The organism is Pedobacter rhodius (assembly GCF_027213645.1).
GTDB classification, from domain to species: Bacteria; Bacteroidota; Bacteroidia; order Sphingobacteriales; family Sphingobacteriaceae; genus Pedobacter; species Pedobacter rhodius.
This window is the reverse complement of record NZ_JAPWGL010000002.1, coordinates 582,205-608,619: the sequence shown is the minus strand read 5'-3', so window position 1 is coordinate 608,619 and position 26,415 is coordinate 582,205. Positions and strand designations below refer to the sequence as shown.

Below are 26,415 nucleotides of genomic sequence, written 5' to 3'. Positions count from 1 at the left end.
ACGGACGCCTGATTCTATTAAACCGGATTTAAACATTATTTTATCGCGATGAAACACATATTAATCATTACTTTTTTTTATTTTCTTGCCATACCAGGCCATTCACAAACCAGGCCGGTGCGAACAGGTTTGCATTCATTCACTATCCAGTGGATAACTTTTAACAAAAACAATCCCGGAAGCGTCTATATAAAAGTAATCGGACAGGACGAATACAGCATTGAAGGTGAACAGAAGGATCCAAAATCTCATGATTATGTATCCATTAAAGGAACATTTCTGAACCGGGGAAATACATTAAAATTTAACGGGAAAATAGTTTCGAAAATCAGTTTCATCAATGGCGGACAGCCTTGTGAGCGCAACGGGCTTTATATATTTAAGGCCAGTGGAAAGCGAAAATACTGGAGGCTGCAACAGTTGCTTAATTGCGACGGCCAAACGACGGACTATATAGATATCTTTTTTTAAGTCGTATCTATTGAGCCAGGAGAATAACAGGCGCAAGCTTTTCTATTCACTAACGCTAGCGCAAGCGTCCCGCTTGTGCTTAAATTGTAATAGATTTTAGTCTTTAACGGCTATTGACATTCGATTGATAATTAGTTTTTCGAATATATGATTTGTCACAAGCGAGACGCTTGCGCCAGAGTGGGGAGACGCTTGCGCCAGAAATAGATTATTGCTCCATCTAATCTTAGCATCCCTCAATCTGTCGCAAAGTTATAGTTATCGATACTTAAATTTGCTGTTTTTACAGCGGAAAGGCTCAGTCTGATTATTCATCTACGTGATATAACTTAACCAATCATACAAATAACGAAACATTAAAAGGTTGATTCGGCTCTTCCTAAATCTTTATATATTAGTAACGTTAACAAACAAATATGAATAAATTAACACAACTCTTAACAGCTATTTTATCAATTACCTTTTTATCAGCTTTTGCGCAAAGCAACATTGATTTTATTAAAAAGAATGCGACAGAGATAGCTATTGACATAAATAGTGAAGAATACAACGATTTTAAAAAGTTAATTGAGCGTATAAAGGACGCAAGAATAGTCTTGCTGGGCGAAGAATCACATGGAGATGGAACAACGTTTGAAACCAAAGCACGTTTGATAAAATTCCTTCATGAAAAGCTGGGTTTTAAGGTTCTTGCTTTTGAAAGCAGCTTATATAACGCTGAACGAGCGTGGAAAGTCGCTCATTGGGATAAAGATCCGGTAAAAGCTATTCAAAATTCTACATTTGAACTTTGGGGACAGACTCAGCAATTCTTGCCTCTTGCTAATTATATTGCCAATTCTATCAAGACACCAAATCCACTTCGGGTAACAGGATTTGATCCACAACTTCATGGCACATATTTAAGACGTGACCTGCCTGTTGACTTTTTGATGTTTCTAAAAGCCCGAAACATTGCTTTTAAAGATATGGCTGAACAGGATACATTTTACAGGGTATACAACGCTTTGAGCTTTGAATTAAAAAAGAATAATACTATTGATCAAGAGGTAAAATCACAAATAATACAGCGTTTACCTTCTTTTAAACGTATTCTGGATAGGAAAATCGCTGATATATCCAATTTAAAACAAGACAGCGTTTCCAACTTTTGGAAACAGTTTTGGATATCAACGAGCGCATACCTGCCTGCAATTCTTGAAGAGAAAGGATTAGATAGTCCTAATACATTATCTAAAAGCATAAGAGATTCGCTAATGGCCGAGAATCTTATTTGGATTGCTAAAAGTCAATACCCAACGGACAAAATAATTGTTTGGGCAGCAAGTATACATATAGGTAAGACTTATATCGAAGAAAATGGAAAACAAAAAGACGTAACAGCTCCGTTCATGGGAGATTTCTTAAAAGATAAACTAGCTGACAAATATTACTCAATCTGTTTTACTGCATATGAGGGGGAAGTTGCATGGTATAATAATCCAACAGCATCAAAAATAGATAAACCCTCTACTAATTCATTTGAAACCTTATTCGAACAGGCAGGATTTAAAAATGCTTTTCTTGATTTAAAATCATTGTCTAAAACGAAGAAAGGAAAGTGGTTAAATGAACCAAGAAGTATGAGGCCTTATGGTTATTATCCATTAGAGAGAAGATGGCCGCAAATATTTGACGCCGTTATCTTTAATAAGCAAATGACCAGAGCGCTTCCTGTCAGGCAATAATTAACTCAATATTGTGCATTCCCAGCAGTAACCCCAATCTGGCCCAAGCTTTTCTATTCACTAACGCTAGCGCAAGCGTCCCGCTTGTACTTTAAACCGTAATGAATTTTAGTATTTAATGGCTATTGACATTCGATTGATAATTAGTTTTTCGAATATATGATTTGTCACAAGCGAGACGCTTGAGCCAGAGTTGGGAGATTATTCAGGTTTTAAAGGCTTAATTGATATTCAATTGATTAGTTAGTTTTTCGAATATATTAATGGTCACAAGCGGGACGCTTGCGCCAGAGTGGGCTTTAAACCGTAATAGATTTTAGTCTTTAACGGCTATTAACATTCGATTGATAATTAGTTTTTCGAATATTATTAATCACAAGCGAGACGCTTGCGCCAGATTGGGGAAATTGACAATTGAAATCATCTAAAAGGTTTAACATAAATATTATATTTACATCTGTTAAATACTCTCAATGATAGAAACTAACAAGAAATGGATTGACAAAGAATGGTCTAAACAGATTGTCACTGGTGTTATTGCCTTGATTGTAGGATTAATACTACTTGTTATCCCACCTGAATCAGTACGAACTAGTTTCAAGGCTATATATAATAACACCCTGTCTTTTCTGAATTATAAATTAGCTTTATGGGAATGGATAGCCAGCATATGTACCTACTTCTGTATGGCTGTTGCATGGAAAATGAATGAAAAAATTAGAGCAAGATATTTTAAACCAAAGGAAATTGAATTTGAAGAGATTGCAGATATAGAGTTTGAACCGGTAAAACAAGAACCGCCAGTAGATGGATTTTCAACTAGAAAGAAGATAATGGCAGGTACCATGGAAAGCGAGACAGATATCAGAAAGATGTTAAATTATACTGCTGACAAATGGGATGGAATTAATTATAAATGGGATTGGGTTTACAATGACCTAGTTAAGCAATATGAGGTTAAATACTTTTCACCAGTTTGTTCAAATACAAGATGCAATTATTTTAGAATGAACTCTCTGAAAGTTATAGGTGGTTTTGGAGTTTATTATAAATGTGGAATTTGCAATGAACAACATCACACTTTGGAATACCCAAAGCAGTTAATTTTAAGAATAGAAAAGAAATACCCTCATAAAGCAGAAAAGCTTTAATTATAAAAAAATCTATCGCTCATGTTTACTCTACATTATGATTCTTGTCAAGAAGGACTAGATGATATAAAATTAAGTGTCAAGGTTGGATATGGTACTGGTGGTTCAAGTTTGGTTGTTAAAATTATTAAACAACCGAAACCCCAATCTGGCGCAAGCTTTTCTATTCACCAACGCTAGCACAAGCGACCCGCTTGTGCTTTAAACCGTAATAGATTTTAGTCTTTAACGGCTATTGACATTCGATTGATAATTAGTTTTTCGAATATATGATTCGTCACAAGCGAGACGCTTGCGCCAGAGTGAGCATTTTAAATCTTAAGTTGATTGTTTAATTGACTTTCTGTATATTCACCTATCTAAATTATAGTTCAAATGAAAATCAAATTTAAATCAATCAATGTGCTTGTGCAATCGTCACTAGCGGTAATGCTTTTATTGGTAACTTCATCGTTCACGCAAACTCCATCCGAATTACAGGAATTTAAAATGACTATCAGGAACACCGACAAAGGCTTGGAACTTCAAAGCTTAAAAGGAAGTGCTTGGACCAACTTAAGTTTTACAATAAACAATCATCATCCCCAAGCTGTGGATGAGTATGGCATGACCGAGATTGATAAGTCTACAGGCAACGATCCAAAATTAGCAGACTTTCTGTTTACAATTGCTAAAACAAAAGATAGTGTAATTTTAAAAGGAGTAAAAGGAACAGCTTGGAAAGAACTTACTTTTTCACTTGCGAAAGGGGAGTCACAACAAGTCGATCAAATGGGAATGACCAAATAGTACTATCCACTTCCAATCATGTTATTTACTGGGCGTCGTTGAGACACCCATTTTTTTTGTTTTACGTTTTGGCTAAACACATCAGACTCTCCAGGCTTAGCAACAAGCATCGTATTAATTAACATAGCCAACAAAGCATTTTCGGCCATAAAAAAACCCTCCAGTTTTCACTGAAGGGTTGTGGGCCCAGCTGGGCTCGAACCAGCGACCAAAAGATTATGAGTCTTCTACTCTAACCAACTGAGCTATAGGCCCCGAAAAAACTGTCGTTTTTTGCGATGCAATGTTACAAATTTGCTTTCGATTTTGGAAAAAGTTTTTTATTAAATTTTAAAATTTACTTTTTCAGCTTCATTCTCAGGGAATTGCTTTTTTTTAAAACAAAAAGATTAATAATCGATTATAGATAACGTTATTGTAAAATAAATGAACGTTTTTGTATGTTGTTAAAACATTACGATAGTTTTAATGAAATTAGCGTAATTTTATTAAAATATTGTATACACGCTCATCAGGAAACTTTTTCCGTTAATCATTAATTTAGCAAATACCCACATGGATTATAATCAGCTACAAATAGATGTAGAGAAACATGTAAACGATTATTTTAACACCCATCATGATTCCAGGTTGGTTTACCACAACCTTCAGCATACACAGGATGTGGTAAAAGCAGCACAGCAAATCGGCAACCACTACCAGTTAAGTGATGAAGATTTTTTTATCGTTACCGCTGCAGCATGGTTCCACGACACCGGCTATTTTGAAGATCTGCAGCATCATGAAGTTAAAGGGGCAGAATTGGCCGATACATATTTAGAATCGCTGGGCGTAAATAAAAATGTAAGAGCGAAGGTTTCAGCGGCCATTTTAAGCACTAAAATCCCGCAACAACCCAACAATCAACTGGAAAATATATTGTGTGATGCAGACCTCTTTCACCTGGGTTCGGAAGATTTCAGACAGAAGGGCAAATTAATGCATAAAGAATTTGAATTGCTGTCTGGTAAAGATGTGAGTAAGAAGGCGTGGCGTGTAAAAGATATTCAGTTTCTTGAAATGCAGCATTACCATACGGATTATGCAAAGTTATTACTCGATGATCAAAAGCAGAAAAATATCGAAAAAATAAAAAATAAGCTCTCTGATCAGAAAGACCAGGTTGTTTTTGATGAAATGCCGGTTGGAATGGCCAGTTCTGCTGTGGTGGCTCAGGATGATAAAAAGAAAAATAAAAAGGATAAAACCGAAAAACCTGATAAAGGTATTGAAACCATGTTCAGGATTACATCGGCAAATAACCAGCGTTTAAGCGATATGGCCGATAATAAGGCACATATTTTAATAACCGTTAACTCCATCATGCTTTCGCTGATTGTGAGTTTGCTTTTAAGAAGACTGGAAGATCACAGTAATTTAATTATCCCGACATTTATTTTACTCTCGGTAAGTTTAACCTGCGTAGTCGTATCCATTTTATCAACCCGGCCGTCTATTCCGCCCGGAATTTTTACACCTGAAGACATCGAAACAAAAAAAGTAAACCTCCTGTTTTTTGGTAATTTTTATAAAATGTCGTTACCAACCTATACCGATGGTATGCTTAAAGTAATGGATGATAAAGACTTTTTATATGGTACTTTAATAACCGATGTTTATTCGGGAGGCGTTGTTTTGGGCCGCAAATATAAGCTCATCAGGCTGGCTTATAATATTTTTATGTTTGGTTTAATTGCGGCAGTTTTAGCATTTGTTGTTGCCTACGCAGCTTACGGTAAACTTTAATGGAAAAAGCCGCCACTTTGTTTAACAGGGATTTAAGCTGGCTCAAATTTAATGAGCGTATTTTAATGGAAGCCGAGCGGGAGACTGTACCGCTTTTGGAAAAAATTAAGTTCCTGTCTATTTTTTCTTCCAATTTAGATGAATTTTACCGCGTGCGTATGCCTGTTTTGCTGGCACTCGAAAAGCTCAGCAATCGTGATGATAATGATATTCACATTGAAACTGATTTATTAAATAAGGCCAATACATTAATTTCCGAACAGCAGCAACGTTACGGAAAAGCCTTAAAAGAGCATATTATACCTCAGCTTAAGGAAAATAACATCAACCTGGTTTACGGAAAGACCATCCCGAAGGAAATAAAAAAACAGGTTACCCGCTACTTCTTAAGTCAGGTGCTGGCTTTTATACAACCCGTTTACCTTACCGCCCAAACGAATTTCTTTCCATCAAACAACGCGCTTTATTTCCTGATTACCCTAAAACAGGAAGAAAAGGAACAAACGGTTATTTTAAATATACCGTCCAATGAGTTGCCAAGATTCTATAAAGTTGAGGTTGACAACGAAATTTTTGTTGTTTTTCTGGATGATGTAATACGCTTTCACCTCGGTTTAATTTTCAAAAATGCCGAGGTAACAGGTTGTTTCAGTTTCAAAATTACCCGCGATGCGGAGATTGATTTAAAAGACGAATATTCAGGTAGTTTATCGGAACAACTGGAAGCACAGCTTTTGAAACGCGATTCGGGACTTGCCACGAGATTCCTTCATCAGCCCGGTATTCCCAAACCTGTACTGGCCTTATTAAAGAAACTCTTCAACCTTAAAAAGGCTAATCTGGTTGAAGGCGGGCAATACCATAATTTAAAAGATTTTATCGGATTCCCGGTGAGTCAGCCAGACTTGTCCAATAAATCCTGGCCTAAAATATGTAATACCGATGTGGTGAGCGGCAGCTTAACTGATGCCATTGTTAAGAACGACATTATTATTCATACGCCGTACCAGAGTTACGACAGCGTACTGCGTTTTTTTAATGAAGCTGCAATAGACCCTGACGTTCAGGAAATTTACCTGACCATTTATCGTGTAGCCAGTGACTCCAAAATTATTAATGCGCTAATCAGTGCGGCAAAGAATGGGAAAAAGGTTTTTGTTCTGGTGGAGCTGAAAGCCCGTTTTGATGAAGCCAATAACATTAAGTGGGCAAAAAAAATGAAGGAAAAGGGCGTTGAAATTGTTTACAGCGTTACGGCCCTAAAAGTACATGCTAAAGTTGCGCTTGTTAAGCGTAAAACCGGAAACAGAATGCTGTATACCGGCTTGCTGGCAACGGGAAATTTTAATGAAAGTACCGCTGCGTTTTATACCGACCATATTCTGATGACCGCAAATAAGGCGATTTTAAGGGAAATAGAACTTTTGTTTATTTTTCTGGCAAAGCGCGTTAAACCTTCATCAAACGATTTAATTAAATTTGAACATATTTTAGTTGCGCAGTTTAATCTTCAGCAAACTTTTCTTAATTTAATAGACCGGGAAATTGAGCATGCTAAATCTGGCAAAGCGGCATCAATTACAATTAAACTTAATAACCTCGAAGAAAAGGTCTTAATCAATAAATTGTACGAAGCCTCAGCGGCAGGTGTTAAAATTACCATGCTGGTGCGCAGTATTTGCAGGTTAATCCCTGGTGTAACCGGCCTGAGCGAAAACATTAAAATTATCAGGATTGTAGATCGCTACCTGGAACACGGACGTATATTTATTTTTAATAATTTAGGTGAGCAGGCGATTTATTTGGGTTCAGCAGACTGGATGAACAGAAATATTTACCGGCGGATAGAAGTTTGCTTCCCTATCTATGATAAAAAGATAAAAGCTGAGCTTATAGAAATCATCAATATTCAGCTACAGGATAATCTGCAAGCCGTTATTATCGATGAACACATGAATAATGTTCCTGTAGAAAAGGATGGAACACTTATTGCATCTCAACATGAAATTTATAAACTTTTAAAAAATCAGTCTTAATTTTTATTCCATGACAAATTATAAACTTTACCTCACATCTGCATTTTCAGTTCTTTTACTGGCATTTTGTATTTCATGTGTAAATGGAAAACGGAAAGAAGCAGCAGATGATAAGGAAGTAGTCGCTTCAGCATCAACCTTTCCTTATGATTTAGAAAACCCTGTTAAGTATAATATGCCTCAAAACCTGTTTGAGATTTCAGGCATTGTATTTCATAATGGCGATCCGAAACAGGTGTTTGCCATCCAGGATGAAGATGGCGATTTATTTTATTTAGGCTTAAATGATAAACAATCAAAATATACAAAATTTGGAGGCAAAGGCGATTACGAGGATTTGACCATTATTAAAAACCAGGTAATCGTACTTAAAAGCAATGGCGAATTGCATATTTTCCCTTTATCGGAAATTAACAAACCGGAAGTTGCCGATGTGGTAAAAGTAAAAGACCTGGTTCCAAAAGCGGAATATGAAGGTTTAGCCGCCGATGAAAAGACAGGCAAAGTATATGTGCTGACAAAGGGTAGTAAGGCTGATGATAAAAACAAGGCGACGAGTATTTTTGCATTCGATTTTAATGGTGATAACACATTAAAGCCATCGGGCGAGTTTAGTTTGGCTTACAGTGAAATTGAGAAGCTTTCAGGAGAAAAAAAGGTTAAATTTAAGCCTTCGGCATTGGCAAAAAATCCGGGTACAGGAGAATGGTATGTTTTATCTTCTGTAAATAAAATGCTGGTGATTACTGATACAAATTTCAAGGTTAAGGCAGTTCATTCATTAAAAGGTGGTAATTTTAATCAGCCGGAAGGTATTGCTTTTGATAAAGACGGAAATCTGTATATTTCCAACGAAGGCGGGACAACGGCTTCGGGTGATATTTTACAGTTTAAGCTTAAAAAGTAGGCATGTAAAGTGCAGGCTGTCTTATCAATACGAAATGTTATGCTGAGGGATATTTATTTCAAGAGAATGCCGTTTGCTATTTGCATTCCCCTCTTTCAGAGGGGTGCCCGCAGGGCGGGGTGTTTTATTGTCCTGGCCGGACAGGCTTTTTTGTTTTTCAGAGAAGTTTATATTTTTATTGGTCTCCAAGCTTGCTTCGCAGGTTTGGCAACAAAAGAAACAAAACCGAGCATTTTGCGAGCTCATTAATACAATTAAAAACAATGATAACTAATTAATAATTGCCGGCTGAAAATTATTCATAAGTATTTATTGTTTTAATAGGTATTCATGAGGGCTACGCCGTTTTTGTATTTAAGTTTGTGCTTTGGCTAGGACAGTGCATACCCAAAAATTTGTTAGGCCGGTTTAAAGCAGAACGGAGAAACAGTGCTCTGGCCTTATAAATCGCAAACACATATAGTCTATAGTTTAATGTATTTCAATGAGTTAACAAATAACATCAATGGTAGCTAAGTCGAATTGAAGGACTTGTCAAAAAGCCTTTTAGGGCGTTTCGACAAGCTCAACGTGACAAAATCCAAAGATAAATTGATTATGATACAGCCCTTTTTACTTCAACGTCAAAAACCAATATTATGACTAAAAATTTTACTCTATTAATATTTTCCATCCTGATAAGCACTGTCGCTTTTGCCCAGAATGATGTAAAATATCGTGTTATTTTATTTGGAGATGCCGGAGAAATGAATCCCGCCCAGATGCAGGACCTAAAAAACGCGGCGAAACAAATTATTCCCAAAAAAACAACTGTGGTTTATCTTGGTGATAATATTTACCCCACAGGAATGGGTTTGCCCGGAAGTATAGAGGAGGAAGAAACAAAAAAGATATTGCAATCGCAGTTTGCACCAATGCGTGAAAAAGGTGCTGCGGTATATTTTTTGCCCGGTAACCACGACTGGGATAAATCGGGTCCTAAAGGTTTAGCAAAAATCAAAGCGCAGGATGATTACCTTAAAGCGCAGAATGATCCGCTTTTAAGGTTAATACCCGAAAACGGTTGTCCTGATCCGGTAGCCATAAATTTAACAGATAAATTGACCATTATTGCTTACGATAGTGAATGGTGGCTGTTTCCATACAATAAATCAAATCCGAACGGCGAATGTGAATGCCGTACTAAAGATGAGATTTTAGTTAAAATGGAAGATTTGCTTGAGAAAAATAAGGGTAAAATAATTCTGCTGGCTTCGCACCATCCGTTTCAAAGTTACGGCCCGCACGGTGGTTATTTTAATTTACGCAACCATTTTTTTCCGTTAACCTCACTTAATAAGAACCTTTACATCCCTATGCCGGTAATCGGGTCGATATACCCGATTTTGCGTTCAACTTTACTAAGTCCCGAAGATTTAAATCATCCTGCGTATAAGGACATGATAAAATCTGTAAACGGCATTTTTGGCGATAACCCTAATGTTACCTATGTTGCAGGCCACGAACATGGCTTACAGTTAATTAAAGGTAAACAACTTCAGATTATAAGTGGCTCAGGTTCTAAAGTTTCGCCAAATAAAGAAGGCAAAACCTCCTTATTTCATGAAATGCAGCAAGGGTATGTCATTGCGGATCAGCTGATGAATAATGATATGCGCTACGAGTATTACATCTACGCGGATACCGGAGTTAAACAGGTTTACAGTTATACCAAAAAATTTGAAAACATCAATCAAAAAATACGAAGCAGAGATAAACCAATCCTGGCAGATAGTATTATGGTGAAAATTAAACCGGAATACGATAGTGTAGGCCGTTTTCACAGGTATGTATTTGGAGAGAATTACCGAAAGGAATATGCACAAAGCACAAAAGTTCCGGTTTTAAGGGTTTCTGAAATTGCCGGCGGTTTAAAAGCAACGCAAAGGGGAGGTGGAAACCAATCCAGATCCTTAAGGCTGGAAGATAAAAACGGTAAGGAATATGTTTTGCGCAGTGTTGAAAAATACCCGGAAGTCCTTTTACCGGAACAGTTGAGGCAGACTTTCGCAAAAGACATTATAAAGGACAATATGTCGGCACAGCATCCTTTTTCGGCCTTAGTTGTGCCTGTGCTGGCAAAAGCCGGTGGTATTCCGCATAGTAATCCGATAATCGGATGGGTTTCTCCTGATGATAACCTGGGCGAATATGAATCTGCTTTTGCAAACACCTTATGCCTTTTAGAAGAAAGAGAGCCACTGGGCGAGTCGGATAGTTCTCCTAAAATGGATAAAAAACTGACAGATGATAACGACAATACTTTAGATGGCGCCGCATGGTTGCGGGCAAGATCGTTTGATGTTTTGCTTGGCGATTGGGACAGGCATGAAGACCAGTGGCGCTGGAAAGAAACAAAAAAAGACGGAGGTTCGCATTATACGCCGGTTCCAAGGGATAGAGACCAGGTTTTCTTCCGATCAGACGGTGCCTTGCAGCGGTATACGCAATCATCTTCCTTTTTACCAATGATGCAGGGCTATGAGCGAAATATTAAAAATATTAATTGGTTTTTATGGGAAGGGCGAGAACTAAGCAGCCGTTGGACAGCAAACATCAGCGAAGAAGAATGGGATAAAACCGTAAAAGCGTTTTGCGCAAATTATAATGATGCCGTTTTTGAAAAAGCCTTAAAAAAACTTCCTGAACCAAGTTATTCGCTCCATCATGATGTATTGCTGGCTCAAATGAGAAGCAGGCTTGCACAATTGCCAAAGCTGATGAACGATTATTACCATTTCTTTAACAGAATTGTAGATATCGAGGTGACCAATAAAAATGAATTAATTCAAATTACCGATGCAGCAGAAAATGGTTTGAAAGTTAAAATCAATAAAATTTCTAAAGAAGGAAATATTAAAGATGAACTGTTCAACCGGACTTTTGATCCTAAAGTAACTCAGGAAATTAGGGTTTATATGCACAATGGTGATGACAGTTTGGTGCTGGATAATAAGAATTCAAAAATCAAAATCAGAATTATAGGTGGTAAAGGAAAGAAAGTGTATGATTTTGCCAAAAGCAATGGTTCGGTAAAGCTTTATGGCAGGGAAGATAAGGCAACCTACATTGGTGATGATGCAGATAAAGTCAAAAAAATTATTTCTAATGATACTTCAAACTTTAGTTACATACCTAAAGATATGTACCATAGAGATTCTTATACCATAAATGCCGGCTATAATAATGATGATGGTATTTTGTTAGGATTAATTTTCAAGCAAACTAACCCGGGTTTTAGAAAGCAGCCTTATGGAAATGTTCAAACCGTATCTTTTTTGCATTCTTTTTCAACAAAGGCATTCCGGTTTAATTATAGGGGGGAATGGTTAAAGGCATTAGGTAAAGCCGATTTCTTAATTAAAGCCGATGCGTATGCGCCTAATAATACGCAGAATTTCTTTGGTGTTGGTAATGAAACCGTTTTTGATGAACATGGCGACGAAATCAGGTATTACCGGGCCAGATTTAACCTTTACCAGGTTGATCCGTCGATTAGGTGGCGCAGGCCGAAATCTACTTTCAGCATTGGCCCCTCTTTTCAATATTACAAATTGAATCAGGAAGATAATGAGGGTAGGTTTATTACAAGCGGGGCACCTTTGGGTTCATCAGACAGTTTAAATATACGGAATGAAAAAATGTTCGCCGGTGCAATTGTAAATTTCACCAACAACACCCGCGACAACGATTTGCTGCCAACGTTAGGCAGTTACGTCGATTTTAAACTTTTAGGTTATAAAGGCATTAACAAATATTCAAACTCATTCGGACAGTTTACAGCGAGCATTGCTTTATACAAAAACCTCGATGGCCGGAAGAACTTTATCCTTGCCGACCGTTTCGGCGGAGGCTTAACAATTGGAAAACCAGCATTTTATCAATCCCAGTTCCTCGGCGGGCAAGGAAATTTACTGGGCTACCGCCAGTTTAGATTTGCTGGTGACCATAGTTTTTATAATAACCTCGAATTAAGGGCAAAACTGGGCGATTTGGTTAGTTATATACTTCCGGGCCAGATCGGATTATTAGGTTTTTACGATGTCGGACGTGTATGGAAGCGCAATGAAAATTCTGATCTGTGGCACCATGGTGTGGGCGGCGGTGTTTATTTTGCACCGGCATCATTAACCGTTGTTCGCTTTGTAATGGGACATTCTGTTGATGGCTGGTATCCTTATGTTTCGATAAATTTCAGGTATTAATTGGGTGAAAAACTAAGAAATTTAACCTTCTTAAATCTTAATTTGGAAACTAAAATCCTATTTTTAGCGTAAGTTATATATCGTTGCTGTAAAAATAGTATTACGTTTAGCAGACTATTTATAGCTCAGGCCATGTGTATATTTGCATAACGATATTATTTTACCATTTAATTTTAGATCTATAATAAACATATACTTATGAATACCAATGTAATACAAATACATAAAAATGAATGTATTCATTGCCAGGTTGAATCAAATTTGTCTTTCAGGCCATTAGTTAATTACCTGAAAAACAGGTTAAAAACTGAAAAAACAGTTAAATCTGAATTTTATAGATTCTTATTGGAAAAAATTGAGAAAGAAGACGCTTTACTTGGCAACATAACTTCACAGGAGTTATCAAAACATAAAGAAACACTGGAGTTAATTTTTACCATATTAACCCCGTTAATGGCCAATGAAAATGAATTATACTGGGCTCTAAGTACTCCTGTGCCTGATGAAATCTTTTTCAGTACAAATGCATTTTATCAGTTTTTTAAAGATCACGATCCTAAAAGTAAAGTAAATAAGGACAATGAGCCTTCTGAAATGAAGCATCTTAAATTTATTTACAATTTAATTTTAGATAGATTTTACAATTTCACATCCGTATTAAAGAATGAAATTATATATGCTCATGTTAATCCCGAAAATAAATTAACGCAGTATTATAATATTAAAAATGATACGCAGTTTATTGATATTCAGCATAAAGGCAGTTTGCCAAAACTTAATTTCGAAGAACTTGCCAAGCATTTTCAGGAAGGAAGTGAAATTGAATACCTCGACAAGGCATTGCCCTTAAAGAAATTCACCTTCGAAGGTTTTAGTGTGATTTCTATAACCGATGTAACTTTGCAACATGCTATTGAGGGTATAAGAAATGCCCTGGTCGATCATAATTACCAGACAGAAGCGTATAATCACGTAACACAGGCCTTAAAAACATTGGGCGGGAAAGGTGAGCTGGAGTTCGGTTTAATGCCTTTTTTAACGGTTAACAATAAACTGGTATTCGATAATCAGGACTTTTCGCAAAGTATGCTTATTAACTCTGCGAAAGCATCTGGTATGGAAGAGGAAGTTTTTTATTCGCTTGTTGATAAGTATAAAGAAGATCCGCGACCTATTTTTGTAAGCTCAATCAATGAGGATCAGATGGCTAAAGATCCTTTTCTTCGTGTATTAAAAGCTGCGGGTGTTTGCTCTTATTCGGTTTTGCCTATTTATTACAATACTCAGTTAGCCGGTGTACTCGAAGTATATTCAAGTAAAGAAGTTGTAGTAGATGATAAATTATTATCCAGGTTAAGACTGGCATTGCCTTTAATCGGTCAGCTTTTCCAATACAGTATTGAGGAATTTAATGCAAAAATGGATGCTGTTTTGATGGATAAATTTACGGCTTTACAACCTTCCGTACAATGGAAATTTAACGAGGCGGTATGGCATTTTATTCAGCAAAATAAAAAAAATAAAAAGCATAAGCAGATCGAAACGGTTATGTTTAAAAACATGTACCCGCTGTTTGGTGCGATAGATATCCGTAACTCGACAACCGAGCGTAACCAGGCTTTAAAAGAAGATATGCATGTTCATTTACTGAACATTATTAAAACTTTAAAAGGCATAAGAAAATTTGTTTACCTGGATTTAATTGATAAACTTATTTTTAACTGTAACGACTGGATTGTTCGCATTAGCAATGTGGCGTCGAGTAACGAAGAAATGCTGCTTAATGAATTTTTGGCTGCGGAAGTTTACCCTTTCTTTTCGGTTATTAAAGTTAACCATCCTGAAACAGCGGAACTTGTTGATGATTATTTTGCTGAAATTCGTCCTGAAACCGGTTTGGCTTTTGAAAACAGAAGAAAACTTGAAGTTTCGATGCAAATGATAAACATGGAGGTAAGCCAGTATCTGGAAACGGCGCAGGCAAACCTTCAAACGTCTTATCCGTGCTATTTTGCTAAATTCAGGACAGACGGTGTGGAATATGACATTTATATCGGCCAGGATATTGCGCCAAATAAACCATTCGACTTACTTTACTTAAAGAATATTCGTTTGTGGCAACTTACATCGATGGTGGAAATCGCCCGTTTATCAAAAAGCCTGATCGGAGAAATGCCAAGGCCATTGGAAACAACGCAATTGGTATTTATCCATTCAAATTCTATTGATATAAGCTTTAGAAATGATGAAAGAAGGTTTGATGTGGAAGGTGCTTATAACATCAGGTATGAAGTTGTTAAAAAACGAATTGATAAAGTATTAATTAAGGGAACTTCTGAGCGCTTAACGCAGCCGGATAAAATTGCAATGGTTTATTTTAATGCCGAAGAAGCTAAAGAATATTTGGAATACATTAAATATTTGCAGGATCAGGGCTTATTGAATGATGATTTGGAACAGCTGGATTTAGAAGAACTTCAGGGTGTTTCCGGTTTAAAAGCGCTTCGTGTTGGCGTTAAATACCTAAATAAAGCCAGAAAGAAACAGCCGGAAACTTTAAAAGAGGAAGAAGATTTAAGTCTTAATTAAAGGATTAACGAGAATATGTAGTTTTCCACTAGTCGTCATGCTCGCGCATGCGGGAATCTTAATGCTATTTAATATATCTAATAATTCTCCCGCAGATTTCGCTGATTAACCGCAGATGTAGTTTTTTATAATTCGTCATGCTCGCGCAGGCGGGAATCTTAATGCCATAAATTTAAGAATTCAGTAACATTCTGTGATTCCGTGGCAAATTTTTATTATGTGCCCGCAGATTTCGCTGATTAACACAGATGTAGTTTTTTATAATTCGCCGTGCTCGCAAAGGCGGGCGGCTGCTTTACTGCCTTAACCCGCCATTTTTAAAAAGCTCATAAGCAGTTTGATAGTTCGCAATGGCCTGGTCGATAAATGCTTTTGGCAGATCGGTTTTCTTTTGTTCGTTTTTGGCTTTATTGTAAATGAAACTTTCCATTTTGTGCTGCGGACTTAAAATCACTGCACTATCATTTCTCATATAAACCAATTTTTGATAAGTACCTAAAACAACTCTTGGTTTATAATCTGCATCAAATATGTTTTTACCAAAAAATCCATTGGTATATTTCCAACCTAAAAGATTCCAAAGGGTTGGGAAAATATCAATCTGAGAAGTCATTTTGTTAATATTCACATTTGCCGAATTTTTCAAATTCAATATCATACACGGAATCTGATATTTTGAAACATCGATTTCGTTTTTGCCTGCACTACTTGCACAATGATCGGCAACAATAATTAATACCGTGTTTTTGAACCAGGGCTTGGTTTTAATTTTATTTATAAACTGCTCAATTGCATAATCCGTATAACGGACAGCGGCTTCACGGGTACCTGTCGCTAAATTGATTTTATTTGGCGGAAAGGTATATGGCCTGTGGTTTGAAGTTGTCATAATGAAATTATTAAACAACTGATTTCTTTTATATTTCAAATCAGCATCTTTAATAACAATGTTGAAGATATCTTCATCGCAAATTCCCCAGGCATTTTCGAAAGTTACCTCATTATCCTGAATAATTGTGCGACTTCCGTCATAGGTTTCATTCAGTAATTTTCTTCCACGGTCTACAATATTGTATCCGTTATTTCCGAAGAAGTGATTCATATTATCAAAATACCCGTCGCCACCATAGAAAAAAGTATTTATATAGCCTTTTGTATTAAATACGTGGCCCACAGAAAAAAGATGTTCATTGTCTGTTCTTCTGACAATACTACTTCCGGGTGTTGGTGGAATACTTAATGTTAATGCCTCCATTCCCCGAACCGTTCTGGTGCCTGTAGCATACATATTGCTGAAAAATAGACTATGATTTGCGGTCGAATCTAAAAAAGGCGTAAGCTGTTGTGTATTGCCGTAATGTGCTAAAAAATCGGCACTTAAGCTTTCAACAGTAATGGTAATAACATTTGGCTTATATGCTGGTTTATCATTTTCTATTTTCCGCTTTATGGATAAACCTGCGTTTAAAAAAGTGCTTTTGGTTTCTTGGAGTTCATCCCTGATTAATTTGAAGGCCTTTTTATCATCGATTAAACTATAGAAATCCTGATAATTTAATTCATTGTTTTTGAAAGCCGCAAAGAAAGAATAGATTCCTGCCTTGCTTAATTCATTTGCATAACGGTTGTTGCCTTGCTCGGCCCATCTGTTTTTTACAATTAAGCAGAAGGATAGAGCAATTAAAATTAACGTGAGTGATATTTTAGCTCTTTTTTTAAATGATATTACCTGCTCAAAGCTATTTTTGAAAATTTTTAATTTATGAAAAATGAAGGTAATGATTAATGCTATCAATAAAATCAAAGAAACCAATAAAGGCAATGGATAGGATTCATTTATATTGTGAATAACCTCGTATGTGTAAATCAGGTAATCTACTGCGATGAAATTAAATCTGCTTTCAAATTCCTGCCAAAAAGTTAATTCTGCAAAAAATGAAAATAAGGTAATGACCAAAAAAAGAAAAAATACAATTGGCGTTAATCGTCTGTTCCATTTCTTTTGATAAATTTTATCAGGTATGACAAATAAGAATAATGCATAAAATGATACAAGTATTAAACCTGTTCCAATGTCAAAAAATAATCCTGTACAAAAAATTTTGATTATCTCTACTAAATTGAAATCTGCGTGGTAGCTTGATGAAATAAATAGTATTGTTCTAACCAGGAAAGAAAAGAGAATAAAATAAACTATAAATGCATAAAGAACACTATACCTGTTCTTAAATAAATTAGTCATTGATGGTGATTTTGTGCAAAATACACCTTCATTCTGAAGAAATACTGAAGTTAAAATCCCCAAAAAAAAGGCGACGAAATTTTTTCGTCGCCTTTAGGCCTGGTCATTATTGCGTGTTGGTTATTTTACTAAAGCTGCAATTTCCATTGCATGTGATTCAGCTGAACTGATATTTGTCTTCAAAGCAGCAAACCTGTCAATGGTTAATTTAGGCGTTTTGCCCATCACCAAAGTATGGTTGTCTGTTGCACCGGTTAGTTTTAAATCCGCATTGTCTTCAATTACGGTGAATAAGCCTTCAGTAGTTGAATTAATATCTGCCTTTGCATTGCCTTTTAAAAATATCTGCAAATATTTAGATTTTATTTTTCCGTTAGTTTTAACGATTGCATTTTCAGCTGCATCTATTCTGTAAATGTCATTTACATAAACCACAAGTTTTGCTACATCTTTATCAGCCGAAGTAATTTTCAATACATTACCTTCCTGCGTAATTTTTGCTTTCCCTGTATTGTCATCGGCATAAGTTACGCCTTCATTTTGTCTTTGAACTAAAGTAATTTCTACATTTCCTTTGATAACAACTCTTTTAAAGTTGTTTGCTGATGCTGATACTGAAGTAGGTTTGTGTTCGCCAGCCATAACACTTGTTGCGAAAACAGATGATGTTAAAACGATGGCTGTTAAAGAGGTTGCGATTAAGGTTTTGATTGAGGTTTTCATAATGCTGTTATTAAAATTATTTATTTAATTGTTAATTATTTTTTTGTGAGTGTTTGTAGATAAGACGTCATCAGTTCAAAAACGTTGCAGCTGAATTGTTCCTTTTATACCAGCATCAATAACTAATCGACGAACAGCTTTAAAAAACAGACGAACGGGAAATCTTTTTTGTAAACGACGGGTCAAATCGTAAAAATAAACCGGGATTTATTAATGAACTGTACTTTTTAATTATATTTAAAGAAATATTGAACACAGCTATTTTATGAAGAAAAAGGTTGTTCTGGTTCAGGATAATAAAGACATCCTGGATATTATGGACCAGGTACTGGAAGAAGAAGGTTTTGATGTAACTGCATCATTATCAACTGATCCTATTGAAAAAATCGATAAAATTGAACCCGATGTTGTGGTTATTGACGACAATATCAAAGGCCATAAGAAGGGTTCAAAAGTAATTGAAGAATTAAAATCAGACCCGGAAACCGAAGATATTCCTGCTGTTTTAACCTCTACTTCTGATAAATTACCTCAAATTGCAGAAGAAAGTAAAGCTGATGATTTTATTCAAAAACCATTTGATTTAGATCATATGGTAGAAGTGGTAAAGAAAAATACTTAATTGTTATCTACTTCAGGTTTAAAGGTATTTGTTTTAACTGTTGCTTTCAAATCATGTAAAATGGTATACAGGCCGAAATTGGTTCTGTTTACATATATGAAATGCTTTACGCCACGGGCCTGTTTAAACTCAGGCATTTTAGAAATTTTTTCGCCATATTCATATAGCTTTTCAAAAAACTCATTTTTACTGAAATCGAAAACTTCATTGATGTAAGGTTTTGCAAATAACTCAATCATCTCTTTGTATGATTTATAGTAAAATTCAACCTGCGTTTCCGTATCCTCTTTATGAATCATATCGAGCTTACGGAAAGCATCAATTGTTTTTTGTTTATCAAGGATAACATCAGTAGAAATTAAGGAGAAAAAGGGATAATAAAAATCGTCAGGCATTTCTTTAATGCAGCCGAAATCTATTACACCTAATTTTTCATCAGGGGTAATCATAAAATTGCCGGGATGCGGATCGGCATGTACTGCTCTTAACTGATGTTGCTGAAAGTTATAAAAATCCCATAAGGCCTGTCCGATTTTATTTCTTAATTCCTGCGACGGATTTGTTTTTAAAAATTCTTTCAGGTGCAGTCCTTCAATCCAATCCATGGAAATTATGCGCTTGCCCGATAATTCCGGGTAATAGACAGGAAAGATAACATTATCAAGATTTTTGCAGGCTTCAGAAAATTCTATCGAACGTTTAACTTCCAGTTCATAATCCGTTTCTTCCAGTAACCTTTCTTCCACTTCTTTAATGTAGATGTTTAATTCCTTTTCCGACATGCCAAGCAAACGAAAAGCAAATGGCTTAACCAGTTTAAGATCGGAAGAAATACTATCGCCCACACCGGGATATTGAATTTTAACTGCTAATTTTTTCCCATTTAAAGTGGCCTGGTGAACCTGGCCGATTGATGCGGCATTGGTAGAATTGATATTGAAACTATCGTATATTTTATCTGGTGTTTTACCGAAGTTTTTGGTAAAAGTTCTTACAATCAGTGGTCCTGATAAAGGTGGTGCATTGTATTGCGATTGTGTAAATTTATCAACGTAAGATTTAGGCAGTATGTTTTTATCCATACTCAGCATTTGTGCTATTTTTAAAGCACTGCCTTTTAATTCGCTTAGGGATTTATAAATATCAGTTGCATTATCTTCATTTAATTGTGCTCGGTCCATTTCCGGATTAAACAATTTTTTAGAATAATGCTTGATGTAGTTTCCACCGATTTGAAACCCCGTTTTAACAAATTTTGCTGAACGTTCTACTTTGGTTACCGGAATACTGTCTTGTGTTTTCATTAATTAAAACCCCATGCGCGCTTTAAAATTCCCGTTTCTGCTTAAAAACTTTCCGTATTCAAATAAATTATCAATAGGAGAGTGCTGAAATAAATCGAAAGTTACGTTAATACCCTTTTCAATAGCTTCGTCTGTTTTTTCAAAACCGTCGCTATCATCATTTATCCAGAAGTTTAAAATAAATGCAAATTGAATCCATAAAGCATCTTTATATCTTTTACTTAAAAACCTGCGTTCAGCGAGTTCCCCGCTTTCCAGCCCTTCATTAATAATTTCTTCAGCAAAATTTTCAAATATCGGCTTTACACCTGCGAGTACATCGGGCGTGGAAAATTTGCCTGTATAATTTTTCAGGCTGTAAATAATAAAACTTCTTTCGTTTTTCAAACGTTCCGTGTAGCTGTAAAAGAAAGAAAGCATTTTCTCCCTGGCAGAATACTGATACCAAACTTCCTGTTCTTTTATTTTGGTGATTGTTTCAAAAGTTAACTCAAACCAGGTATTTTTTTCAATACTTTCAAATGAGGCATAAAACTGATAAAAATCAGCTTCCGTAATTTTTAATTTTTTTACGAAACTGTAAACCGATTTAGGTTTCTCGTTATTGGTTAAAACATAGTCGAGGTATGCTTGCCGGATTTGTTGAGCAGTTGCCATATAAGCTGTTTTTACAAGTATAACGTTTATATTAAAAGCTTGTTTCTTCCTAAAAGCTTTTGTTAATCATCATTTTGTAATAATCATTTTCAAAAAAAATGAAAGTTTATTATCAGGCGGATTTTGGCCTGAGTTTAGGCTGTCAAATTCAATTTATTAACCCTTACCGGTATGATTGCGATGAATTCAAAACTGTTTCCTTATCGCGAAATAAATTAAGAGCGGTATTACCGGCTGTAAAGCTGCCTATGGGTACCGGATTTATAAAATAGTAGCATGCTGAATAAATGATATACATCTGTTTTACTTTAGGCCAAAAAGTATTTTTCGGTCTTTTTATCGTATATTCATAAAAAAGATATGTCGGCAATTGAAATTATTTTAATCTGTGTAGTTGTTCTATTAATTTTTGGGGGTAAAAAATTGCCGGAGTTGATGAAGGGTATCGGTAAAAGCGTTAAGGAATTTAAGGAAGCTAAGAAACCGCCTTTAGATTGATTTAATTTAAAACTTTAATTTCATTACGATGTTCCTGTTTAAAATTTAAGTATGGAATTTCCTAAAAATACAGCAGCTCATCAGGAGAAAAGTAAAGGTGCTGAAAATGGTTTAGACCGTTGGAACGATCGTTTAGATGAAAATCTGGAGTCAGACAATCAGAACGATGTAACGGCTGATGAGCAAGCTAAAAGTTTTTCTGAAAAAGAAGGCAGCGGTAATCAATCGGATGAGGTTGAAAAGGACTAACCTTTATTATCAGCTTTAAAAATCTAAATTTTAAATGTTGTTATGATGATATCATCGTATCAGATATCTGTACATAATGAAGTTCGTTCCATTGAAACACAGCAGAATGCTGAATATCGGTGTGCTTTATAAAAAAGGAATTACTTCGTAGAAACCTTTTTTCCCTGGCGCACCTGAACAACAATTGTTAGCCATAAAGATTAGACCTGAAATCTGCTTCAAAATTTAAGGCTGCAAACCAATATTGATTTTCGCCCAATAATCAATCTATAATGCCTATCATTGTTATAGATTATGAAATATAATTCTAAAAAATTCCTGTTTAAAAAATTATATTTCAAATAAAATATAGTTTGTAAAATACTTAATGCCTTTGTGTAATTTTGCAACATGTGGTACAATAATATTTTAGAAACCATTGGTAATACGCCACTGGTTAAATTAAATACGATAACGAAAGGTGTTCCCGGAACTATCCTGGCAAAAATAGAAACGACTAATCCCGGTAACTCGATTAAAGACCGTATGGCGGTTAAAATGATTGATGACGCGGAAAAAAGCGGTAAATTAAAGCCAGGCGGCACCATCATTGAAGGAACGTCAGGAAATACAGGAATGGGTCTGGCGATGGCTGCCATTATCAGGGGTTATAAATGTATTTTCACGACGACAGATAAACAGTCGAAAGAAAAAGTTGATGCTTTACGTGCTTTTGGTGCCGAGGTAATTGTTTGCCCGACAAATGTTGAACCCGAAGACCCGCGTTCATATTATTCTGTTTCCTCCCGGTTGGAGCGTGAGGTTCCTAATTCCTGGAAGCCAAATCAATACGATAACTTAGCAAATACAGCTGCGCACTATGAGCAAACCGGTCCTGAAATTTGGGCGCAAACGGAGGGTAAAATTACGCATCTGGTTGTAGGTGTTGGTACCGGCGGAACCATCTCGGGAACGGGTAAATATCTGAAAGAGAAAAACCCAAATATTCAGGTTTGGGGTATCGATACTTATGGTTCTGTATTCAAAAAATATAAGGAAACCGGTATTTTCGATAAAGATGAAATTTATCCTTACATCACTGAGGGTATTGGAGAAGATTTCTTACCGGCGAACGTCGATTTTGATGTTATCGATTTGTTTGAAAAGGTAACAGATAAAGATGCTGCCTTAATGACGCGTGATATTGCCCGAAAAGAGGGGATTTTTGTAGGGAACTCTGCCGGTGCAGCCATTGGCGGTTTAATTCAGCTGAAAGATAAATTAAAGCCTGAAGACGTAGTTGTGGTTATCTTTCACGACCATGGAAGCAGGTATATGGGTAAGATGTATAATGAAGACTGGTTACGCGAGCGCGGTTTTCTGGAAGATGAAAAGCTGACGGCGAAATCTATTCTTGCAAAAAAAGAGGCTACTGAAATTGTAACGCTTGACACGCAAAAAACAGTTTTAGAAGCCATCAACACCATAAAATCGATGAATATTTCTCAAATTCCGGTTACACAACAAGGTATGATTGTAGGTAAGATTGCCGAAAGTGATATCTTATCGGCCCTGCTGGAAAATCCGGGATTAAAATCTGCACCGATTTCAGAAATTATGACGGCTACTTTTCCTTTTGTTGATTTGAATACCTCGATAGATAAAATTTCATCATTGATTAACAAGGAAAACTCAGCTGTTTTAATTGAAAATGAGTCAGGAAAGATTGAAATCATAACCCAGTACGATATTATTAATGCGATATCGGGGTAAGGATGGAAGATGGGAATAGGCAAGATGGGAGATGGAATGATGGAAGATGATAAATGTGAGATGGATGAAGTCTTGAGTTTTTCCGGGCGGTCGTCACCCTGATTCGATAGCTATCGGATGATTTCAGGGTCTTAACAGGAGAAAAGACGCGGAAATGAATTTAGCATGACGAATCACTTAAATTTATTGAAATAAAAAAACGCCCGGGTAATTCTTATCCGGGCGTTTTTGCATCATGCTATTTTGCTTTAATCTTTTCGCTTTGGTCTTTAAGCTTTAGTCTTTCCGCTTAATGAGATGGCGCATCGGCATTCACACGCTTAATCTGCGCACCTAAGGCACGCAAACGGGTATCAATATCCTGGTAACCACGTTCAATCTGTTCGATGTTATAAATAGTCGATTTACCTTCGGCAGATAATGCCGCAATTAATAATGAAACCCCAGCCCTGATGTCGGGAGAAGTCATGCTGATGCCACGAAGTTTGTATTTTTTATCAATACCATTAACGGTTGCACGGTGCGGATCGCAAAGAATAATCTGCGCACCCATATCGATTAATTTATCCACGAAGAATAAACGGCTCTCGAACATTTTCTGATGGATTAAGACGTTTCCTTTCGCCTGTGTAGCTACAACCAAAACGATACTCAATAAATCAGGTGTAAAACCCGGCCAAGGCGAATCGGCAATGGTTAAAATTGATCCATCGATAAAAGTATCAATTTCGTAATGCTTTTGAGATGGTACATAAATATCATCGCCCCTGCGTTCTAACTTGATGCCTAACTTTTTAAAAACTTCCGGAATTACCCCAAGCTCATCGTAACAAACGTTTTTAATGGTGATTTCAGATTCTGTCATTGCTGCCATACCTATGAAAGAGCCAATCTCAATCATGTCGGGCAACATCCTGTGTTCCGTTCCGCCTAAAACTTTAACGCCCTCAATGGTTAATAAATTTGAACCAATGCCGGATATTTTTGCACCCATGCGGTTAAGCATTTTACAAAGTTGTTGTAAATAAGGTTCGCAGGCGGCGTTATAGATTGTTGTAGTTCCTTTAGCCAGAACAGCCGCCATTACGATATTGGCGGTTCCTGTAACGGATGCTTCATCTAATAAAATATAAGCACCTTGTAAATTTGTTGCATCAACGTTGAAAAAAGCTTTTTTGCTGTCGTAAACAAATTTGGCGCCCAGCTTTTCGAAACCAATAAAGTGGGTATCCAATCTTCTGCGACCGATTTTATCGCCGCCTGGTTTTGGAATGGCTGCCTTACCAAAGCGTGCCAATAATGGGCCAACAATCATAATCGAACCACGTAAACCACCGCCTTTGGCTTTGAAAGTATCAGATTCAAAGAAATTTAAATCAATATTTTTAGCCTCAAAAGTGTATGTATCTTTATTAATCCGCTCAACAGTAACGCCCAAGTCGCCTAATAATTCGATCAGCTTGTTTACATCCTTAATATCAGGAATGTTGCTGATGGTGACTTTCTTTTCAGTAAGCAATACAGCCGATAAAATCTGTAAAGCTTCATTCTTGGCGCCCTGAGGGGTGATTTCGCCTTTTAATTTAATTCCGCCTGTGATTTCAAATGCGTTCATATATTTTTAGTATCAAGTATTAAGTATTAAGTATCAAGTATCGAGTATCAAGTATCAAGTATCGAGTATTGAGTATCAAGTATCGAGTATCGAGTATTGAGTATCAAGTTTGGATGTATGTTTAAAGCTCAATTTTCATCTGTTACCTTCAACTTTATTTAATGTTTATTATTAATTATTGCGTCCGCGATTGTTATTACTGTCTTAAGGGGCATTAACCATCAGATTGGGCGGTATTTTAACCTTCCGCCTTTTCCCCCTTTACCTTAATATTTAGGTTTATTATTGTTGTTGCGTCCGCGGTTATTGTTGTTATTATTCTGACGGTTTTTGCCGTTGTTGTTATTGTTGTTATTGCGCCCGCGATTGTTGTTGTTTTGACGCGGATTTTGCGCCCTAAACTCTACTTTCGCCAGGTTTACACCTTCATCGAGCGATAATAAACCACCAGAAAGGTATTTTAAATCTTTGATAATGGTATCATCACTTACATTATCCTTATTCCAGGTAACATAAGCCATTTTCATAAAATTCGCAATACCCTGAACCATTGCTTTTTTATGTTCCGGATCTTCTTCACGCATTGCTTTTTCAATCAAATTCTCAACTGTTTTACCATAATGTTTATAGGTAATTCTTTGCTGAGGATAGGGAAGTGGTTCCGGTTTTTTAAAAGCATTCTCCGGTAGCGGTTTCGGATACGGACTTTCCACATCAATCTGGTAGCCGGAAATAATGTGCAAATGATCCCAGAGTTTATGTTTGAAATCAGCAACATCACGTAAGTGTGGTTGTAAAAATCCCATCAGGTCGATAACCGCCTGGGCATATTTATTACGCTCTTCAATGGTTGGTAATTCGCAGATGTACTTCACCATATTCTGAACGTTGCGGCCATATTCTGACAAAATTAAATGGCTGCGCGTCGTATTATAATCAAAATTCATGTATAGATAATTTAATGGATAAATCTTCCGGCGATACGAATTATGAAATAACCAGAGGAGATGAGGTTATGAATTCACCGAAATGTCTATTGCCGGACTTTCGTTAT

At 36.3% G+C, this 26,415-nt stretch carries 19 protein-coding genes and 1 tRNA gene; 13 read left to right on the top strand and 7 right to left on the bottom strand.

Features of this window, described 5'->3' with window-relative positions:
- Positions 1-48: 48 nt before the first annotated feature.
- From O0931_RS08030 to O0931_RS08015, 4 genes are all read left to right on the top strand, one after another.
- The gene (locus tag O0931_RS08030; RefSeq protein WP_269415048.1) at positions 49-471 is read left to right on the top strand and encodes a hypothetical protein; all 423 of its coding nucleotides are present in this window, start codon (positions 49-51) and stop codon (positions 469-471) included.
- Between the two features lie 416 nt (positions 472-887).
- Positions 888-2,198 (top strand): erythromycin esterase family protein, encoded by a 1,311-nt coding sequence (locus tag O0931_RS08025; protein WP_269415047.1) that lies wholly within the window; start codon positions 888-890, stop codon positions 2,196-2,198.
- A 473-nt stretch (positions 2,199-2,671) separates the two neighbouring features.
- Positions 2,672-3,349 (top strand): hypothetical protein, encoded by a 678-nt coding sequence (locus O0931_RS08020; RefSeq protein ID WP_269415046.1) that lies wholly within the window; start codon positions 2,672-2,674, stop codon positions 3,347-3,349.
- Positions 3,350-3,724: 375 nt separating this feature from the next.
- Positions 3,725-4,138 carry a hypothetical protein gene (locus O0931_RS08015; protein ID WP_269415045.1) on the top strand — a complete coding sequence of 138 codons (414 nt, stop codon included), beginning with the start codon at positions 3,725-3,727 and terminating at the stop codon, positions 4,136-4,138.
- Between the two features lie 181 nt (positions 4,139-4,319).
- On the opposite strand, the gene O0931_RS08010 is transcribed toward O0931_RS08015, so the two are convergent.
- Positions 4,320-4,393 (bottom strand) — tRNA-Ile (locus tag O0931_RS08010).
- Between the two features lie 300 nt (positions 4,394-4,693).
- Between O0931_RS08010 and O0931_RS08005 the strand changes: the two genes are divergently transcribed.
- The 5 genes from O0931_RS08005 to O0931_RS07985 all read left to right on the top strand — a co-directional run bounded on the left by O0931_RS08005 (position 4,694) and on the right by O0931_RS07985 (position 15,699).
- Positions 4,694-5,923: a Pycsar system effector family protein gene (locus O0931_RS08005; RefSeq protein WP_269415044.1), complete on the top strand. Its 1,230-nt coding sequence runs from the start codon at positions 4,694-4,696 to the stop codon at positions 5,921-5,923.
- A complete protein-coding gene (gene ppk1, locus O0931_RS08000; protein WP_269415043.1) occupies positions 5,923-7,959 on the top strand; it encodes a polyphosphate kinase 1 in 2,037 nt (678 codons plus the stop codon). The genes O0931_RS08005 and ppk1 overlap by 1 nt, the downstream gene beginning before the upstream one ends.
- Positions 7,960-7,969: 10 nt before the next feature.
- Positions 7,970-8,866, top strand: coding sequence for an SdiA-regulated domain-containing protein (locus O0931_RS07995; RefSeq protein WP_269415042.1), 897 nt, complete (start codon positions 7,970-7,972; stop codon positions 8,864-8,866).
- Between the two features lie 638 nt (positions 8,867-9,504).
- Positions 9,505-13,110 (top strand): BamA/TamA family outer membrane protein, encoded by a 3,606-nt coding sequence (locus tag O0931_RS07990; RefSeq protein WP_269415041.1) that lies wholly within the window; start codon positions 9,505-9,507, stop codon positions 13,108-13,110.
- Between the two features lie 198 nt (positions 13,111-13,308).
- Positions 13,309-15,699: a GAF domain-containing protein gene (locus O0931_RS07985; protein ID WP_269415040.1), complete on the top strand. Its 2,391-nt coding sequence runs from the start codon at positions 13,309-13,311 to the stop codon at positions 15,697-15,699.
- Between the two features lie 295 nt (positions 15,700-15,994).
- Here O0931_RS07985 and O0931_RS07980 read toward each other — a convergent pair whose 3' ends face one another.
- Entirely contained in the window at positions 15,995-17,941 is a 1,947-nt protein-coding gene (locus O0931_RS07980) for an LTA synthase family protein (RefSeq protein ID WP_269415039.1), read from the bottom strand.
- Between the two features lie 120 nt (positions 17,942-18,061).
- Positions 18,062-18,664 carry a GIN domain-containing protein gene (locus O0931_RS07975; RefSeq protein WP_269415038.1) on the bottom strand — a complete coding sequence of 201 codons (603 nt, stop codon included), beginning with the start codon at positions 18,662-18,664 and terminating at the stop codon, positions 18,062-18,064.
- Positions 18,665-18,929: 265 nt separating this feature from the next.
- On the opposite strand from O0931_RS07975, the gene O0931_RS07970 reads away from it, so the two are divergent.
- Positions 18,930-19,286, top strand: coding sequence for a response regulator (locus O0931_RS07970; RefSeq protein WP_269415037.1), 357 nt, complete (start codon positions 18,930-18,932; stop codon positions 19,284-19,286).
- On the opposite strand, the gene O0931_RS07965 is transcribed toward O0931_RS07970, so the two are convergent.
- Together O0931_RS07965 and O0931_RS07960 are read right to left on the bottom strand one after the other, a co-directional pair.
- The gene (locus O0931_RS07965) at positions 19,283-20,590 is read right to left on the bottom strand and encodes an ABC1 kinase family protein (protein ID WP_269415036.1); all 1,308 of its coding nucleotides are present in this window, start codon (positions 20,588-20,590) and stop codon (positions 19,283-19,285) included. The two genes, O0931_RS07970 and O0931_RS07965, sit on opposite strands and share 4 nt — an antisense overlap.
- 3 nt (positions 20,591-20,593) lie before the next feature.
- A complete protein-coding gene (locus tag O0931_RS07960; protein ID WP_269415035.1) occupies positions 20,594-21,247 on the bottom strand; it encodes a TetR family transcriptional regulator C-terminal domain-containing protein in 654 nt (217 codons plus the stop codon).
- 360 nt (positions 21,248-21,607) lie between these two features.
- On the opposite strand from O0931_RS07960, the gene O0931_RS07955 reads away from it, so the two are divergent.
- From O0931_RS07955 to O0931_RS07945, 3 genes are all read left to right on the top strand, one after another.
- Positions 21,608-21,745, top strand: coding sequence for a Sec-independent protein translocase subunit TatA/TatB (locus O0931_RS07955; RefSeq protein WP_269415034.1), 138 nt, complete (start codon positions 21,608-21,610; stop codon positions 21,743-21,745).
- A 51-nt stretch (positions 21,746-21,796) separates the two neighbouring features.
- The gene (locus tag O0931_RS07950) at positions 21,797-21,994 is read left to right on the top strand and encodes a hypothetical protein (protein WP_269415033.1); all 198 of its coding nucleotides are present in this window, start codon (positions 21,797-21,799) and stop codon (positions 21,992-21,994) included.
- Between the two features lie 390 nt (positions 21,995-22,384).
- The gene (locus O0931_RS07945; RefSeq protein WP_269415032.1) at positions 22,385-23,746 is read left to right on the top strand and encodes a pyridoxal-phosphate dependent enzyme; all 1,362 of its coding nucleotides are present in this window, start codon (positions 22,385-22,387) and stop codon (positions 23,744-23,746) included.
- 289 nt (positions 23,747-24,035) lie between these two features.
- Here O0931_RS07945 and murA read toward each other — a convergent pair whose 3' ends face one another.
- Positions 24,036-25,361, bottom strand: coding sequence for a UDP-N-acetylglucosamine 1-carboxyvinyltransferase (gene murA, locus O0931_RS07940; protein WP_269415031.1), 1,326 nt, complete (start codon positions 25,359-25,361; stop codon positions 24,036-24,038).
- 266 nt (positions 25,362-25,627) lie between these two features.
- Entirely contained in the window at positions 25,628-26,308 is a 681-nt protein-coding gene (locus O0931_RS07935; RefSeq protein WP_269415030.1) for a DUF4290 domain-containing protein, read from the bottom strand.
- Positions 26,309-26,415: the final 107 nt, after the last annotated feature.

What these genes read in the sequence shown, in the direction of transcription:
- O0931_RS08030 (WP_269415048.1), top strand. Translation starts at nt 49, where the DNA reads ATGAAACACATATTAATCATTACTTTTTTTTATTTTCTTGCCATACCA.
- O0931_RS08025 (WP_269415047.1), top strand. Translation starts at nt 888, where the DNA reads ATGAATAAATTAACACAACTCTTAACAGCTATTTTATCAATTACCTTT.
- O0931_RS08020 (WP_269415046.1), top strand. Translation starts at nt 2,672, where the DNA reads ATGATAGAAACTAACAAGAAATGGATTGACAAAGAATGGTCTAAACAG.
- O0931_RS08015 (WP_269415045.1), top strand. Translation starts at nt 3,725, where the DNA reads ATGAAAATCAAATTTAAATCAATCAATGTGCTTGTGCAATCGTCACTA.
- O0931_RS08005 (WP_269415044.1), top strand. Translation starts at nt 4,694, where the DNA reads ATGGATTATAATCAGCTACAAATAGATGTAGAGAAACATGTAAACGAT.
- ppk1 (WP_269415043.1), top strand. Translation starts at nt 5,923, where the DNA reads ATGGAAAAAGCCGCCACTTTGTTTAACAGGGATTTAAGCTGGCTCAAA.
- O0931_RS07995 (WP_269415042.1), top strand. Translation starts at nt 7,970, where the DNA reads ATGACAAATTATAAACTTTACCTCACATCTGCATTTTCAGTTCTTTTA.
- O0931_RS07990 (WP_269415041.1), top strand. Translation starts at nt 9,505, where the DNA reads ATGACTAAAAATTTTACTCTATTAATATTTTCCATCCTGATAAGCACT.
- O0931_RS07985 (WP_269415040.1), top strand. Translation starts at nt 13,309, where the DNA reads ATGAATACCAATGTAATACAAATACATAAAAATGAATGTATTCATTGC.
- O0931_RS07980 (WP_269415039.1), bottom strand. Translation starts at nt 17,941, where the DNA reads ATGACTAATTTATTTAAGAACAGGTATAGTGTTCTTTATGCATTTATA.
- O0931_RS07975 (WP_269415038.1), bottom strand. Translation starts at nt 18,664, where the DNA reads ATGAAAACCTCAATCAAAACCTTAATCGCAACCTCTTTAACAGCCATC.
- O0931_RS07970 (WP_269415037.1), top strand. Translation starts at nt 18,930, where the DNA reads ATGAAGAAAAAGGTTGTTCTGGTTCAGGATAATAAAGACATCCTGGAT.
- O0931_RS07965 (WP_269415036.1), bottom strand. Translation starts at nt 20,590, where the DNA reads ATGAAAACACAAGACAGTATTCCGGTAACCAAAGTAGAACGTTCAGCA.
- O0931_RS07960 (WP_269415035.1), bottom strand. Translation starts at nt 21,247, where the DNA reads ATGGCAACTGCTCAACAAATCCGGCAAGCATACCTCGACTATGTTTTA.
- O0931_RS07955 (WP_269415034.1), top strand. Translation starts at nt 21,608, where the DNA reads ATGTCGGCAATTGAAATTATTTTAATCTGTGTAGTTGTTCTATTAATT.
- O0931_RS07950 (WP_269415033.1), top strand. Translation starts at nt 21,797, where the DNA reads ATGGAATTTCCTAAAAATACAGCAGCTCATCAGGAGAAAAGTAAAGGT.
- O0931_RS07945 (WP_269415032.1), top strand. Translation starts at nt 22,385, where the DNA reads ATGTGGTACAATAATATTTTAGAAACCATTGGTAATACGCCACTGGTT.
- murA (WP_269415031.1), bottom strand. Translation starts at nt 25,361, where the DNA reads ATGAACGCATTTGAAATCACAGGCGGAATTAAATTAAAAGGCGAAATC.
- O0931_RS07935 (WP_269415030.1), bottom strand. Translation starts at nt 26,308, where the DNA reads ATGAATTTTGATTATAATACGACGCGCAGCCATTTAATTTTGTCAGAA.